Source organism: Actinopolyspora mzabensis (genome assembly GCF_900101095.1).
Taxonomy (GTDB): Bacteria; Actinomycetota; Actinomycetes; order Mycobacteriales; family Pseudonocardiaceae; genus Actinopolyspora; species Actinopolyspora mzabensis.
The window spans coordinates 238,521-252,807 of the sequence record NZ_FNFM01000006.1; the positions used below are offsets into that span (position 1 = coordinate 238,521).

At 68.4% G+C, this 14,287-nt stretch carries 12 protein-coding genes; 8 read left to right on the forward strand and 4 right to left on the reverse strand.

Annotated features, from left to right (window positions below):
* Positions 1 to 201: 201 nt before the first annotated feature.
* The gene (locus BLR41_RS11975) at positions 202 to 420 is read left to right on the forward strand and encodes a hypothetical protein (protein WP_092628169.1); all 219 of its coding nucleotides are present in this window, start codon (positions 202 to 204) and stop codon (positions 418 to 420) included.
* Positions 421 to 516: 96 nt separating this feature from the next.
* Here BLR41_RS11975 and leuA read toward each other — a convergent pair whose 3' ends face one another.
* The gene (leuA, locus tag BLR41_RS11980; RefSeq protein ID WP_092628170.1) at positions 517 to 2,346 is read right to left on the reverse strand and encodes a 2-isopropylmalate synthase; all 1,830 of its coding nucleotides are present in this window, start codon (positions 2,344 to 2,346) and stop codon (positions 517 to 519) included.
* A gap of 369 nt (positions 2,347 to 2,715) precedes the next feature.
* Between leuA and BLR41_RS11985 the strand changes: the two genes are divergently transcribed.
* Together BLR41_RS11985 and BLR41_RS11990 are read left to right on the forward strand one after the other, a co-directional pair.
* Positions 2,716 to 3,003, forward strand: coding sequence for a hypothetical protein (locus BLR41_RS11985; RefSeq protein WP_092628172.1), 288 nt, complete (start codon positions 2,716 to 2,718; stop codon positions 3,001 to 3,003).
* A 158-nt stretch (positions 3,004 to 3,161) separates the two neighbouring features.
* Positions 3,162 to 3,551 (forward strand): hypothetical protein, encoded by a 390-nt coding sequence (locus BLR41_RS11990; protein WP_092628173.1) that lies wholly within the window; start codon positions 3,162 to 3,164, stop codon positions 3,549 to 3,551.
* Between the two features lie 71 nt (positions 3,552 to 3,622).
* Here the strand turns inward: BLR41_RS11990 and BLR41_RS11995 are convergent, their stop codons facing one another.
* The 3 genes from BLR41_RS11995 to BLR41_RS12005 form a co-directional block, all read right to left on the reverse strand.
* The gene (locus BLR41_RS11995) at positions 3,623 to 4,588 is read right to left on the reverse strand and encodes a LysR family transcriptional regulator (RefSeq protein ID WP_092628174.1); all 966 of its coding nucleotides are present in this window, start codon (positions 4,586 to 4,588) and stop codon (positions 3,623 to 3,625) included.
* 198 nt (positions 4,589 to 4,786) lie between these two features.
* Positions 4,787 to 5,374: a nitroreductase family protein gene (locus tag BLR41_RS12000; RefSeq protein ID WP_092628177.1), complete on the reverse strand. Its 588-nt coding sequence runs from the start codon at positions 5,372 to 5,374 to the stop codon at positions 4,787 to 4,789.
* 462 nt (positions 5,375 to 5,836) lie between these two features.
* On the reverse strand, positions 5,837 to 6,973 hold the full coding sequence (locus BLR41_RS12005) for a hypothetical protein (RefSeq protein ID WP_218120092.1): 1,137 nt from the start codon (positions 6,971 to 6,973) through the stop codon (positions 5,837 to 5,839).
* 443 nt (positions 6,974 to 7,416) lie between these two features.
* Between BLR41_RS12005 and BLR41_RS12010 the strand changes: the two genes are divergently transcribed.
* The 5 genes from BLR41_RS12010 (at position 7,417) to BLR41_RS12030 (ending at position 13,915) form a co-directional block, all read left to right on the forward strand.
* Entirely contained in the window at positions 7,417 to 8,682 is a 1,266-nt protein-coding gene (locus tag BLR41_RS12010; protein ID WP_092628181.1) for an aspartate kinase, read from the forward strand.
* Positions 8,683 to 9,759 (forward strand): aspartate-semialdehyde dehydrogenase, encoded by a 1,077-nt coding sequence (locus BLR41_RS12015; protein WP_092628183.1) that lies wholly within the window; start codon positions 8,683 to 8,685, stop codon positions 9,757 to 9,759.
* A gap of 124 nt (positions 9,760 to 9,883) precedes the next feature.
* Entirely contained in the window at positions 9,884 to 10,462 is a 579-nt protein-coding gene (locus BLR41_RS12020; RefSeq protein WP_092628185.1) for a Uma2 family endonuclease, read from the forward strand.
* 177 nt (positions 10,463 to 10,639) lie between these two features.
* Positions 10,640 to 12,133 (forward strand): gluconokinase, encoded by a 1,494-nt coding sequence (locus BLR41_RS12025; protein WP_092628187.1) that lies wholly within the window; start codon positions 10,640 to 10,642, stop codon positions 12,131 to 12,133.
* A 372-nt stretch (positions 12,134 to 12,505) separates the two neighbouring features.
* Positions 12,506 to 13,915, forward strand: coding sequence for a GntP family permease (locus BLR41_RS12030; RefSeq protein ID WP_092628190.1), 1,410 nt, complete (start codon positions 12,506 to 12,508; stop codon positions 13,913 to 13,915).
* Positions 13,916 to 14,287: the final 372 nt, after the last annotated feature.

The following is a 14,287-nucleotide window of genomic DNA, read 5'->3' on the forward strand; positions in this document are numbered from 1 at the left end:
TCGGAGCTCGGCATCGCGGCGACAAGGGCGCGGCGATTTCGCGAGAAATCGACGCCCACCCGGGCCGGACCACTCCTTCGTGACCGGGATTCGGGATCGGAACAGTATCGATCATGTCCCCGTTGGGATGACGTACGTTGCTCGGACGTCTCGCACCGGATTGACTGTGCTGGTGCCGATCGACCCGAACGGAGGTGTGTGGTGTCCGAACTCTCGGAAACCGACCGGCTCGATCCGGAACGGTTGAGTTGGAGCGTGCCGTGTCTGGACTCCGAAGACGACGACGCCGCCGGGGAGGTGAAGGTGCTGGTGCTCGGTGACCGGGTCGCCCTGGTGCTGCCGCCGGGCGAGACGCTGGTGTTCACCCCGGACGAGGCCGGTGAGTTCGCCAGGCTGCTGAACACCTCGCCCGGCCGGTGAGCCACGTGCCACCGGGTCACCGGACGGGCGGTCGGAGTACGAGTCGACGGAACGTCCCGTCGACCGAGCACCTCCACCCGCGGAGCGGGGTTCCCCTCAGCGGTTCGCCCGGTTCACCGCCGAGACCACGGCGCGCAGTGACGCGGTGACGGTGGAGGTGTCGATGGCTGCACCCCACAGCACGGTCGGGCCGTCGGATTCGCTGTCCACCGAGCACTCCAGGTAGGCGGCGGCCTTGGCGTCGTCCCCCGCCGTCATCGCGTGCTCGTGGTAGTCGAGCACCCGCACGTGGTAGCCCACGGTGCTCAACGCGTCGACGAACGCGGCGATGGGACCGTTGCCGGACCCGCTGATCTCGTGTTCGGTGCCCTCCACCCGAACGGTGGCCTCGACGGTCTCGTCACCGGCCTCACCGCTGAGACGCTGCCGTACCAGTTCCAGCGGTGCGCTCGAGTCCAGGTACTCGTCGGCGAACACGCGCCATATCTCGCTCGGCTCGACCTCGCCGCCGTCCGAGTCGGTGCGCTGCTGGATCAGCTTGGACAGCTCGATCTGCATCTTGCGGGGCAGGTCGAGCTGGTACTCGGTCGTCATCACGTAGGCCACGCCGCCCTTGCCGGACTGCGAGTTGACCCGGATCACAGCCTCGTAGCTGCGTCCCACGTCCTTCGGGTCGATCGGCAGGTACGGCACTTCCCAGGGATATTCGCTCTCGGCGACCCCGGCGCGTTCCGCGGCCTCGCGGTGCGCCCGCAGCCCCTTGTTGATCGCGTCCTGGTGGCTCCCGGAGAAGGCCGTGTAGACCAGCTCGCCACCCCACGGCTGCCGTTCGGGAACCGGCAGTTGGTTGCAGTGCTCCACAGTGCGCTTGATGTAGTCGATGTCGGACAGATCCAGCTGCGGGTCGACCCCCTGGCTGAACAGGTTCATCCCCAGCGCCACCAGGTCCACGTTGCCGGTGCGCTCGCCGTTGCCGAACAGGCAGCCCTCGATGCGGTCGGCTCCCGCCTGGTAGCCGAGTTCGGCGGCCGCGACCGCGCTGCCCCGGTCGTTGTGCGGGTGCAGCGAGAGGATCACCGAATCACGCCTGGACAGGTTGCGGTGCATCCACTCGATCGAGTCGGCGTAGAGGTTCGGGGTCGCCATCTCGACGGTGGCGGGCAGATTGAGGATGACCGGGCGTTCCGGGGTGGGCTCCCAGATCTCGGTGACCGCGTCGCAGATCTCGGCGGCGTAGGAGAGCTCGGTGCCCGTGAACGACTCGGGGGAGTACTGGAACCGGAAGTCGGTGTCCGGGTACTTGGCCGCGTACTCGCGCACCAGTTCCGCGCCCTGCGTGGCGATCTTGGTGATTCCCAGGCGCTCCTCGCCGAACACCACGCGCCGCTGCAGGATCGAGGTGGAGTTGTACAGGTGGATGATCGCGGAGTGCACGCCCTCCAGTGCCTTGAAGGTGCGCTCGATCAGGTCCGGGCGCGCCTGGGTCAGCACCTGGATGCGTACGTCCTCCGGGATCGCCCCGTCCTCGATGATCTCGCGTACGAAGTCGAAGTCCGTCTGGCTCGCCGCGGGGAAACCGACCTCGAGCTCCTTGAACCCCATCCCGATCAGCAGGTCGAACATCCGGCGTTTGCGCGCGGGCGACATCGGGTCGATCAGCGCCTGGTTGCCGTCCCGCAGGTCGACCGCGGACCACAGCGGTGCTCGGGTGATGCGCTGGTCCGGCCAGGTGCGGTCCGGCAGCGAGACGTTCTCCACCAGCTCGTCGAACGGCCGGTAGCGGTGGAACGCCATCGAGCTGCCGCGCTGCGGATTCCAGGGCTTCTGGTCGGGCGGAGCGGGACGCGAGGGGCGGCGCGGTCCGGATCCCGCGGCGGGGACGTCGTCCGTGCTGGGGCGGGAATCGGAAGCGGAACCGTTACTCATCCTGCTGGACTCTCCTGCTCGTGCTCGGTTCGGGAACTCATCGACCGGCACGCTTTACCTCCGCGACGAGGGGCCGGTCTAACTGACCCCGTCGCGGCGGCAAAGCAGGAGGTTGAAAGTCACGAAGACAGCTTAACCGCACCCGGTGTCCGAAACGCAACCGCCTGTTCCGAATGCTGGACACAACGTAATGCTGGACACATCGTGTCGCCGTGCCGTCGGATCGGTGTTCCGTCCCCGGTTCCCGGTGGGGGAGGTGCTCGCCCGTACCGCGAACGACGGCGCGATGTGCCGGTCACGGCGGCCGGTTCGGGGTATCTCTCGTGAACTGATCGCGGGTCCGCTGTTCCGATGCGGCAGGCTGGTGCCATGGCTGCGAAGAAGAACAGTTCCGGCTCGGCCCTGGCGACCCTGCTGCAGGGAATCGGTTTCCTGCTCGCCGTGGTGTTGGTCGCTCACATCGTGTTCGTGTTGTTCGACTTCCAGGCGGAGGGGCAGCTCGCGCAGTCGGTCGCGCGGGCCGCCGAGCCGCTCGCGTTGTTCTTCCCGGGGCTGATCGACGCGCCGAGTCGGGTACTGCAGGTGTTATTGGACTACGGACTGGCCGCGATGTTCTGGATGCTGCTGGGAGGTCTGCTGGGACGGATTTTCGGGTGAGCTCCCGAGAGTGGGAGAGCGTTGGAAAAACAGCGGGAAAGCGGCCGTCGAGGTCCGCCGCGGCGCTCCGATGGTGGGAGCGTGCTCCCCGAGCTTCGCTGTGCCGATGTTCGGCTACCCGCTGGTAATTTGATCGTGCCTCGTGCCACACTGCCGTCATGTCCGAAGACGTGGCGGATGCGACGCGCACCTCCGGGGTCGGTGGGCACCGCCGCCGGAAGTCCTTCGATTTCGCCCGATTGTGGGCTCGCACTTGCGGTTCGCTCGCCACAGTGGTGCGTTGGGCCTGCTCGTTGGCGGCCACGCTGCTCACCGCGCACGTGGTGCTGACGGTCGGGGGCGCCAATCCGGAGAACGCGCTGACGCGTTTCGTGGCGGAATGGGCGCGGGTGGTGTCGTTCGGCTTCCGCGATCTGTTCCTCAAACCCGAGCAGCCGAAGCTCGAAGTGCTGCTCAACTACGGCATCGCGGCGCTCTGCTGGCTCCTCGTCTCGGCGCTGGTGGTGCGCCTGCTGCGCGCGCTGGGTGCGCTGGGCGCCTCCCGCTGAACCGCCGTGATGCCGCACGAGCTCCACGGTGACGCTCGGGAGGGGCGCGCCCCCAGCGGGCCACGGGGGGATCACCAGGATCCGGCCACTCGGAGCAGTTCCTGGCGTACCAACGTCACGTGGTGATTCTCCGTCGCGTCCGCCCGCTGGGCGAGGAACAGGGTGTTGACGGGAGGGGCCGTCGGTTCCGGGAGGTCCACCAACTCCCCGGCGGCGAGTTCGGACGCGCACAGATAGCGGGGCAACACCGTGAGACCTGTTCCTGCCGCCACCGTCGCGAGCATCGCCCGCAGGTCGGGCACGACGATCCCGGCCTGCTCGGTGGGCCGGGTGCCGAAGACGTGGCGCCAGTAGTGCCGCGTGAGGGCAAGGTCTTCCGCGTAGGCGACCAGGGGGATGCCGTGCAGCGGCGTGGCGTCGCCACTCCGCAGCCGCGTGCGGTCGAGTTGTGCCGCGGTTTCCGGTGCGCAGACGAGTACCAGCTCCTCGTCCGCGAGTGGAACCGCGTTGACGGCCCGGCCACGCGGACGGGCAACCGACAGCACCAGGTCGAACCTACCGCTGCGCAGACCGACCAACAGGTCCGCCGCCAGTCCGAAGGTGGCCCTGATCCGTACTCCGCTCCCCAGCACCGGTGCCAGCGAGGGCAGCACTCGCACACTCAGCAGTTCGGCGGGGCCCGCCAGGTGCACCGGTTCGATCGGTGCGGCTGGTTCGTTCCGGTCCGGTTCGGTGACCGAGGCCAGTTCGTCGAGCGGGCCTGCCACTTCCGAGGCCAGCTCCGCTGCCGTGGTGGTCGAGGCGACACCGCGCGGCAGTCGTTGGAACAGGGGTGTGCCGAGCTGTTGTTCCAGTGCCCGGATTCTCGTGGTCACTGTGGACTGCGACAGGCCCAGGAGCCTGGCCGCCGCCGTGAACGACCCGGCCCGGTGAACGGCCAGGAACGTCCGCAGCTGGGAGAGCTCGAGTGGCGCGTCGCCCGGTTTCCGGGCCACGTCGAGCCGCCGGGACGAATCGCTACTCGAGTGGTGGAACATGGCGCAGAGACTATTGCGCGTTAGGAGGAATTACTAACGCCTTCCGGGGGCAGGCGTACCACCATTTGGGATACGGGAGCATGCTTCGGGAACGGGAGCCCGGTGTCGGGACGCTCCGACGCGTCCCGTGGGGCCGGCGGGGCAACCGGCGGCCTGCCGATCGGTACCGCGAGTGCAGCGGCACCGATCGGCCACCGATCAGAACGTCGGTTCCTGCCACGAGTCACTGAACACGAATTCGGTGAGCGGGATGCGGCTGCGGGGTGCGGCCTCCTTCTCGCGGAGTCGCTCGGGCAGCTGTTCGGCGTCCCCGGCGGCGCCGACGGCTACCACGACCATCGGCTCGTAATCGGTGGGAATGCCGAACGCCTCCCTGGCGGCGGCCCGGTCGAAGCCGGCCATCTGGTGCGCCACCAGTCCCTCGCCCTCCGCCTGCAGCACCAGGTTCTCGGTGGCGAGCCCCAGACCGTACTCCCCGTAGGGCAACGTCTCGCCGTCGTCGTCGGTCAGTTTGACCACGCCGAGCACGAGGGCCGAGGCGTTGCCCGCCCAGCCGTGGTTGCCCCTGGAGAGCGTGCCGTGCAGTTTGTCGAAGGTCGATTCCCCTCGACGGCCCGCGATGTAGCGGGCGGGTTGCGTGTTGCCCCAGGACGGTGCCCAGCGTGCGGCTTCGAACAGTGCGGTGAACTGCTTGTCGGTCAGTTCGACCCCGGGATCCAGTGCGCGCGGGCTCCATCGCTCGGCGAGCAGCGGATGAAGCGGGACTGACGAGTCGGCGGGTTTCAAGGTGCCTCCGTGGCCTCTCGGCGCTCACGTGCCGAGCTCGATTGTCCCCGGACCGTCGCTACCCGATGTCGGGTACCCGCTCACGAGGCGTCGAGTGGTTCCGCCCCGGCTTCGCGGCGGCGTCGATTTCTCGCGAAATCGCCGCGCCCCTTCGACGCGGGCCGCGCTCCCACCACGCCCGCGGGCCGCACTCCGACCACCTTCGCAATCGGCACCGCCGCGGGTTCTCCGGTGCGGCTCTCGCGAGGACGCCGGAGACGTTGTGTAGCTCGCTACCCGGCACTGTCGATAACGAAGCGACTATCCGGGTAAGCAGCGCACGAGTCCCCGGTGCGTGAGTCGGATGCATTGCGAGGCCGGGCCGCTCGCCGCGTAGGTCGCTACTCAAGAGCCGGCCCAACGCGGCAAGGCGCCGACTCACGTGACGGCTAACCGGCCCACTACCGAAGGTGCCGGCAATAGCTACAAGGCGTAGGGCCAGATGGTTAGTGCGTACGCGCTGAACCAACTTCCGAAGCAAACGAACATCCCCACCCCGGCGATCATCACCGGTCGACGCCGCACCCCGAGCGCCATGGCCAGGGGGAGCAGCAGCGGGAAGGCGGGCAGCAGTGCCCGTGGTTTGGCGAACATCAGCCCGTCGGTCCCCAGCACGAACACCACGGTCAGCAGCGCGTACAAGCCCAGCGGCCAGGCGATCCGCCGGTCCGCACAGCAGATCAGCAGCGCTACCGCGGCGAGCAGAATCCACGCGGCGAAGGTCACGAACGTCGACTCCTCCGTGAACAGTGCTTCGCCCAGGAAGCGCGCGGTGGCGATCCCGCCGTCGGGTGCGGAGGACCAACCGTCCTGCCGCACTTCGAAGTAGCCGTCGAACTCGCCGGTGCGCAGCCCCACCCAACCCAGGTAGCCGAGCAGGCCGCACGGGGCCGCCAGCAACGCGATCAGCGGGCGGTTGCCGTCTCGTCGGTGCAGCAGCGCCACGACGGCGGCCAGCATCACCACCGCGATCAACGTCACCCCGGTGTGCCGCACCGCCCCGGCCAGCGCGCAGGCCACGCCGGCTTGCATCCACCGGCGTTCCAGCACTCCCAGCAGGGCCCAGACCGCCAGCGCGCAGAACAGCGACTCGCTGTAAGGCATGGACAGCACGATCGACATCGGGGCTGCGGCGAACAGCGCGACCAGCACCAGACCGGACCGTTGTGAGCCGCTCACGGTTCGTCCCATCCGGGCCAGTCCGTAGGCGCACGCGAGCCCCGCAGCGAGGTTCACCAGCATCGCCGCGGCGGGCGGGTCGAGACCGGGCAGGAACGCCACTCCGTGGGTCAGCAGTGGAAACCCGGGGAAGAACGCCAGCACGGATTGGGGGTCGGCGTCGCCGTTGCCGTTGAGCATCGCCTGCCCGGTGGCGGCGTACCCGTGCTCCGCGATCCACAGGTACCAGTCCGCGTCCCAGGAGAAGAGGTGCTCGGTCGGCGACTGGTCGCGGATCCCGGAGAACACGCCGAGCACCAGCAACCCGAACAGTCGAACTATGACATACACCACAGCTGGTCCGGCTGTTCGCGCCCAGGAAGGGTCCTCGTCATCGGTCACGGGTCCTCGTGGCCGAATCCGGACTAGATCTTTCACTCTTCGCGCGGCGGAAAATTCACTGCTTCGACGCGGCACTGTCCCGATCGTTTCGTCGGTCGCGGACAAGTGGTGCACCTTCTTCGTCGAGCCTCGGTCGTCGCGGGTGCCGCGTCGTAGCCAGACTAGTCACGCCAAACGGCTATCGGGCCGCAGGGGGCTGATTCTGTAGGCTGGGCAGGCAGCGGAACGGCCTGGTGAAGGCACCCGACGAAGGTTCGCGAGCGGTTTCTTCGGACCTCGGGGCGCGGCGAGGTGTCCGGATCCCTAACACACGGCACGATCGAGTGATCACTGCCCGGGGGTGCGGACGGCGTCACGCTGCCGGCTGCCCGGCCGTCCACCCGGTGTCAGTGCGGGGCCTCTCGCACCCGGGGCGTCCGCGCGGCTCGAGGAGGTTTGTTCAGGTGGCACTCGTCGTCCAGAAGTACGGCGGTTCCTCGCTCGAGAGTGCCGATCGAATCAAACGGGTCGCCGAGCGCATCGTGGAGACCCGTAAGGCGGGTAACGACGTCGTCGTGGTGTGCTCCGCGATGGGGGACACCACCGACGAGTTGCTGGACCTGGCCAACCAGGTCAATCCGGCTCCCCCAGAGCGAGAGCTCGACATGCTGCTCACCGCGGGTGAGCGCATCTCCAACGCGCTCGTGGCCATGGCGATCGAATCTCTCGGTGAGCAGGCTCGTTCGTTCTCCGGTTCGCAGGCCGGGGTCATCACCACTTCGGCACACCAGAACGCCCGGATCATGGACGTCACCCCCGATCGGGTTCGACAGGCCCTGGACGAGGGCCGGATCGTGATGGTCGCGGGATTTCAGGGGGTCAGCCAGGACAGCAAGGACATCACCACGCTGGGGCGCGGCGGTTCGGACACCACGGCCGTCGCGGTGGCGGCGGCGATGCGAGCCGACGTCTGCGAGATCTACACCGATGTGGACGGCGTCTACACCGCCGACCCACGGATCGCGGGCGACGCCGAACACCTCGACCGCGTCACCTATGAGGAAATGCTCGAACTCGCGGCCACCGGGGCCAAGGTGCTGCATCTGCGCGCGGTGGAGTACGCGCGCAGGTACGGTGTGCCGCTGCACGTCCGCTCGTCCTACTCGGCCAATCCCGGAACGATCGTGTCCGGATCAGTGGAGGACCTCCCCATGGAACAGGCCATGATCACCGGCGTGGCGCACGACCGGTCGGAAGCCAAGGTCACCGTGCGCGGTGTCCCGGACACTCGCGGCGTGGCGGGGAGGATCTTCCGTGCCGTCGCCGATGCCGAGATCGACATCGACATGGTGCTGCAGAACGTTTCGGGTGTGGCTTCCGGCCTCACCGACCTCACCTTCACCGTGGCCAAGAGCAACGGTGTCGTGGCCGTCACCGAGCTGGAGAAGATCAGGGGCGAGCTCGGGTTCCAGGAGGTCGTCTACGACGACGACGTCGGCAAGGTTTCGCTGGTCGGGGCGGGGATGCGTTCGCACCCCGGCGTGACCGCGCAGTTCTGCGAGGCGCTGGCCGAGGCGGGCGTGAACATCGAGATCATCAATACTTCCGAGATCCGCATTTCGGTGCTGGTCCGGGACGCCCAGCTCGACGACGCGGTGAGTGCGCTGCACACCTCCTTCGAACTGGGTGGAGAAGAAGAGGCCGTTGTATACGCGGGGAGTGGTCGCTGAATGAGTTCCGGACGTTTCCAGGCACCCACCGTCGCGATCGTGGGAGCCACCGGCGCGGTGGGCTCGGTCATGATCGAGATCATGAACTCGCGCGAGACCGTCCCGTGGGGCGAGGTGCGGTTGATCGCCTCGCCGCGTTCCGCCGGGAAGAAGATCGAGGTCCGGGGTGTGGAGCACACCGTGGTCGCGCTCTCCCCGGAGGCCTTCGACGGCGTGGACATCGCGATGTTCGACGTGCCCGACGAGCTGTCCGCGGCCTGGGCCCCGGTGGCCGTCGAACGGGGTGCGGTCGCGGTCGACAATTCGGGGGCCTTTCGGATGGACCCCGAGGTGCCGCTGGTGGTTCCGGAGGTCAACGCGCACGAGGTGGACCAGCGCCCGAAGGGGATCATCGCCAACCCCAACTGCACGACACTGTCCATGATGGCCGCTCTCGGGGAGTTGAACCGCGAGTTCGGCCTGCGTGAGCTGGTGGTCTCCTCGTACCAGGCCGCCTCGGGCTCCGGGCAGGACGCCATCGACCGGCTGCGGGCCGAGATCGATGCCGTCGCGGGCAAGCAGCTCGGGGACCGTGCCGGGGACGTGGCCGAGGCGCTGGTGGCGGCCGGTCTCTCCGAGGAGACGCCGTTCAGGGCTCCGCTGGCGTTGAACGTCGTGCCGTGGTGCGGTTCCCGCAAGGAGGACGGCTGGACCTCGGAGGAGCTCAAGGTTCGCAACGAGTCGCGCAAGATCCTCGGGATCCCGGAGCTGAAGGTCTCGGCGACCTGCGTCCGGGTGCCGGTGGTGACCACGCACTCGCTGGCGGTGCACGCCACGTTCGACCGCGAGGTCGGCGTGTCGGACGCGCACCGGGTTTTCGAGCGGGCCTCCTCGGTGGTGCTGCAGGACGACCCCGAGGGGCCGGACTTCCCGACTCCCGCCGGTGTCGTGGGTGGCGAGCCGACCTACGTGGGGCGCGTGCGCCAGGCCGTCGACTTCCCGAACACGCTGGACTTCTTCGTCTGCGGGGACAACCTGCGCAAGGGGGCTGCCCTGAACACCTACGAGATCGCGGAGACGCTGGCGTCCCCGGCGTGACCGCTTCACCCTGAGCCGGGACGGTGGCGATTTCGCGCGGGATCCACGCGGGGTCGCCACCCGAACGGATGGTCCTCCCGGCACAGGGCTACGGAGCCGGTCGGTAGGTGTCGACACTGGAGGCATGACCGCGATGTCCTGGCCCGATCATTTGCTGAGCCTGGAAGAGTTCGAGCGGTTGCCGGAAGACGATTCGCGTCGTTACGAGCTCCAGGAGGGCGTCCTCCACGTGACTCCCAAAGCCGCCGGTATCCACCAGCGCGCCGTCAAGCGCCTCACATCGGTGCTCGATCGGCAGCTACCCCTGGAATGGGAGGCGATACCGGACGTGGAAGTGGTGATCGTCTCCTCCTGGCCGCCGGTGGTTCGAGTCCCGGACGTGGTCGTCGCCACCGCCGCCCGGATCGACCAGAACCCGAATCGGCTGTACGCCCAGGACCTCCTGCTCGCGGTCGAGGTGGTCTCCCCCGGTTCCTCGCAGACCGACCGGGTGGTCAAGCGTCACGAGTACGCCAAGGCCGGTATACCCGGGTACTGGGTGCTCGATCTCGACGATCCGGTCACCATCGCCGAGAACCGGCTGCACGACGGTGGTTACAAATCGCACTCCACCGAGGGCGGGGTGTTCCGCACCGGGGAGCCGTTCGAGTTCGAGGTGGAGCTGGAATCCCTCGTGCGACGTGGTGGCGCGGGCATCGGGTAGTCGACCGAGCCGCTCGGTGGCGATTTCGCGTGAGATCCACGCGGTGTCGCCAGCGGCCGTGCTTCCGGGCGGGTGCCCGTTCCCACGGATCCGTGCGGAATCGGACCCACGCCGTCGCGGTTGTGCCGTGTGTCTCGCTCGTCGGAACCAATTCCTTCGCGCGGATAGGTTGGGGGTATGAGCGCAGCCGAGAAGGATGCGGTCGTCCTCGGTCTCGATCTCGGTACGACAGCCACCAAGGTCGTCGCCGCCGACCGCGACGGCACGGTGCTGCATCACGCCGAACGTGCGAACACGATGCGCACCGACCAGCCGGGGGAGGCCGTCCAGGACGCCGCGGCAGTACGTGATTCCGCGACCGCGGCACTGGCCGAGTGCGCGGCCCGGGTGCGCGAGGCGGGCCGCCCTGTTCGCGCGCTCTCGTTCAGCACGGCGATGCACACCCTGGTCGGGTTGGATTCGGAAGGTGATCCCGTCACTCCCGCGTTCAACTGGGCGGACAGTCGCTGTGCCGATATCGCGGAGAAGTTCCGCGGGGAGTGGTCCACGGCAGCGGAACTGCATCGCGCCACCGGAACACCGGTTCACCCGCAGTCGGTGATGGTCAAACTGGCCTGGCTGACCACGCAGCGCCGCGACCTGAGCGAAGGGGTGGCGTACTGGTGCGCGTTGAAGGATTTCGTCTTCGCCGCGTTCACGGAGGAATTCGTCACCGATCAGTCGCTGGCCTCGGGAACCGGGCTGCAGGACATGGCGACGTTGGACTGGCACGACTCCGCGCTGCGCACGGCCGGAGTCGAGGCGGCCCAGCTGCCCCGCATCGGCGCGCCGACCGACGCTTTCCCGCTGGGAGCGCGGGTGGCACGCGCCACGGGGCTGCCCGAAGGGCTGCCCGTGGTGCTGGGGGCGGGCGACGGCCCGTTGGGCAATCTCGGGGTCGGCGCGATCAACACCGGAGTCGCCGGGCTCTCGCTCGGCACCAGCGGGGCGTTGCGTGTGGTACGCGACGAACCCGGTGTGGACGAGCGCTGCCGCACATTTTGCTACTACCTGGCCGATGGTCTGTGGGTGTCGGGTGGCGCGGTCAGCAACGGTGCGGTGGTCGGCCAGTGGGCAGCCGAGACTTTCGAGACGGACGTGGCGCGGCTGCTCGGCGAGGCCGCCGAGGTGCCGCCCGGAGCGCGCGGCCTGATCGCGTTGCCCTACCTGATGGGTGAACGTGCTCCCTGGTGGGAGCCCGGGCTGACCGGCTCGCTGATCGGGTTGCGGCGGATCCACGGACGCGCCGAGATGACCCGCGCCCTGGTGGAGGGGGTCGCCCAGCAGCTCGCGCTGGTTCGGGACGCCGTGGTCGACACCGGCGCGCGGGTGCGCGCCGTGCGCGCCACCGGCGGCGGTTTCCGCAGCCGGATCTGGGCCGAGACGATCGCTGCGGCCCTCGGCATCGAGCTGGAGTTGGCGGAGGAAAGCGGTGGCTCGGCGGTGGGCGCGGTGCTGCTGGCCTGGCGCGCCCTGGGTGAGCTGGACTCGCTGGACGAGGCCGCCGATCTGATACGGCCCGCGCGAACCGTTCCGTCCGCTCCCGAGGCTGCCCGGATGATGCGTGCCCAGCGCCCCGGTTTGGAGCGGTTGCACCGCGCGATAGTCGAGCTGACCCCGCTCGACTCCTAGGACTACCGACTCGTAGGACTTCGTTCGCTCGGTGGAGCTCGGCCGAGTCGGAACGGTTTTTCGGGAGCGCTCCGCCGGAAGTCCCCCCATCGGGAAGTTCCGGCGGAGCGCTTCTTCGTGTACGGCGGGGAGTTGGCGGGTTCGCTGCCCCGTCGTGCGAGGCGTGCCAGTGGTCGCTGAGCGAACGAGCCCCTCGTTCGACTACCTGCTGCTATCAGCTGTCAGAGTTTCGTGTCAACAACGTGAACGCCGTTGAAAAAAGTATGACTGAAGCGATACAGAGCTCTAGCGGCTGGGGTATTCGCCTTGTGAGGATTCTGGCCGTTCGGCATCCGTTCGGGTGATGCCCGGTAGCGACAAAGGGGCAGATTCTTGCGAGGAGTAATCGCGGCGGCCGAGCCCGCCGCCCACTCCGCACTGGGGCCGGGGCTAACGCTGACCGTGGCCGCGGGCGCTGTCGCGGTTTTGCTGTTGCTGATCGTCTTCCTCAAGCTGCAGCCGATGATCGCGCTGCTGGCCGTCAGCATCGCGACCGCGCTGGTGTTGGGCATACCGCTCGACGAGGTGATGAGCACCCTCAACGACGGTCTCGGGGGGACGCTCGCCGAAGTCGCCCTGATAGTCGGCTTCGGCGCGATGCTCGGGCGGATGCTGGAGATATCCGGCGGTGCTTCGGTGCTGGCCGAAGCGCTGGTACGTCGGTTCGGTGAGCGCCGGGCACCGCTCGCGCTCGGGATAGCCGCACTGCTGTTCGGCTTCCCGATCTTCCTGGATGCCGGTGTGGTCATCTTCCTGCCCATCGTGTTCACGGTCGCCCGCAGGCTCGGTGGCTCGGTACTGCGTTACGCGCTGCCGGTGGTGGGTGCTTTCGCCGTCATGCACGCCTTCGTCCCGCCCCACCCCGGCCCCGTCTCGGCCGCCGGGCTCATCGGGGCCAACACCGGCCTGCTGCTGCTCATCGGGCTCGTGGTCGGCATACCCACCTGGCTCATCGCCGGCTACGCGTTCGGGCTCTGGAACGGCAGCCGGGTCTTCCTGCCCGTCCCCGAGAACTCCACCGCCTCGGGGCAGGACACCGCGCCGGACAAGCCGAGGCCGAGCATGGGGGCCGTCATCGGGCTCCTGCTGCTGCCGCTGGTACTGATCTTCCTGCGCACCGGGCTGAACACGCTGGTCTCCGAAGACGTGGTCGACTCCAAGTCACAGCTGGTGCAGGCCGCCATCCTCATCGGGCAGAGCCCGGTCGCCCTGGCCGTGGCGGTGCTGGTGGCCTCGGTCGTGCTCGGCCTCAAACGCGGCATGCGAGGCAAGGAGATCGAGAACGAGCTCACCGCCAGCCTCTCGACGATCGCCGCGGTCATCCTCATCACGGGTGCCGGTGGCATGTTCGGTGCGGTGCTCGCCAAGGCCGGGGTCGGCAACGCGCTGGCCGAAGGACTCAACAGCGCCGGGATCCCGCTGATCGTCGCCGCCTTCCTGATCGCCGTGGTGATGCGCGTGGCGCAGGGCTCCGCGACCGTCGCGCTGACCACCTCCGCGGGCTTCATCGCTCCCGCCGTCTCGGCCGCTTCCGGGCTGACCTCCATCGACCTGTGCCTGATCGTCATCGCCATCGCCTCGGGTGCGACCGTGCTCTCGCACGTCAACGACTCCGGGTTCTGGCTGGTCGGCAGGCTGCTCGGCATGGACGTGCCGACCACGCTCAAGACGTGGACGGTGATGGAGACGCTGATCGGTGTGGTCGGGTTCCTGATCGCATGGGCACTCTCCATCTTCCTGTAGGACTCTCCGCTGTCGGCCCGGTTTTCGTAGCGGGTCGTGTAGCGGAACCTCTCGCACGGCTCTCGCTGTGGGGAGGCCCGACATCGGGTAGTTACTACACAACGTCGGGCCTTCCTCGCGAGAGCCGCACGGGAGAACCCGCCGCCGTGCCGACTGCGAGGGTGGTCGGAGTTCGCCCTGCGTCGAAGCTGCGCGGCGATTTCGCGAGAAATTGATGGCCACCCCAGGCCGGACCGCCGTACCGGGGTGTCAATTTCGCGAGAAATCGAGGCCGCCCGATCGGGGGGTAGGCCCCCACCACCGGGGAGCCGGGACCAAGGACGAGTGCCCGGCCCCCGAGGAAGCACCGAGACCGTCCCAGTGCCGGAATCA

Coding starts and splice junctions, on each gene's coding strand:
- BLR41_RS11990 (WP_092628173.1), top strand. CDS start 3,162: ATGTCCGAAGACGTGGCGGATGCGACGCGCACCTCCGGGGTCGGTGGG.
- BLR41_RS12020 (WP_092628185.1), top strand. CDS start 9,884: ATGACCGCGATGTCCTGGCCCGATCATTTGCTGAGCCTGGAAGAGTTC.
- BLR41_RS11995 (WP_092628174.1), bottom strand. CDS start 4,588: ATGTTCCACCACTCGAGTAGCGATTCGTCCCGGCGGCTCGACGTGGCC.
- BLR41_RS12025 (WP_092628187.1), top strand. CDS start 10,640: ATGAGCGCAGCCGAGAAGGATGCGGTCGTCCTCGGTCTCGATCTCGGT.
- BLR41_RS11985 (WP_092628172.1), top strand. CDS start 2,716: ATGGCTGCGAAGAAGAACAGTTCCGGCTCGGCCCTGGCGACCCTGCTG.
- BLR41_RS12015 (WP_092628183.1), top strand. CDS start 8,683: ATGAGTTCCGGACGTTTCCAGGCACCCACCGTCGCGATCGTGGGAGCC.
- leuA (WP_092628170.1), bottom strand. CDS start 2,346: ATGAGTAACGGTTCCGCTTCCGATTCCCGCCCCAGCACGGACGACGTC.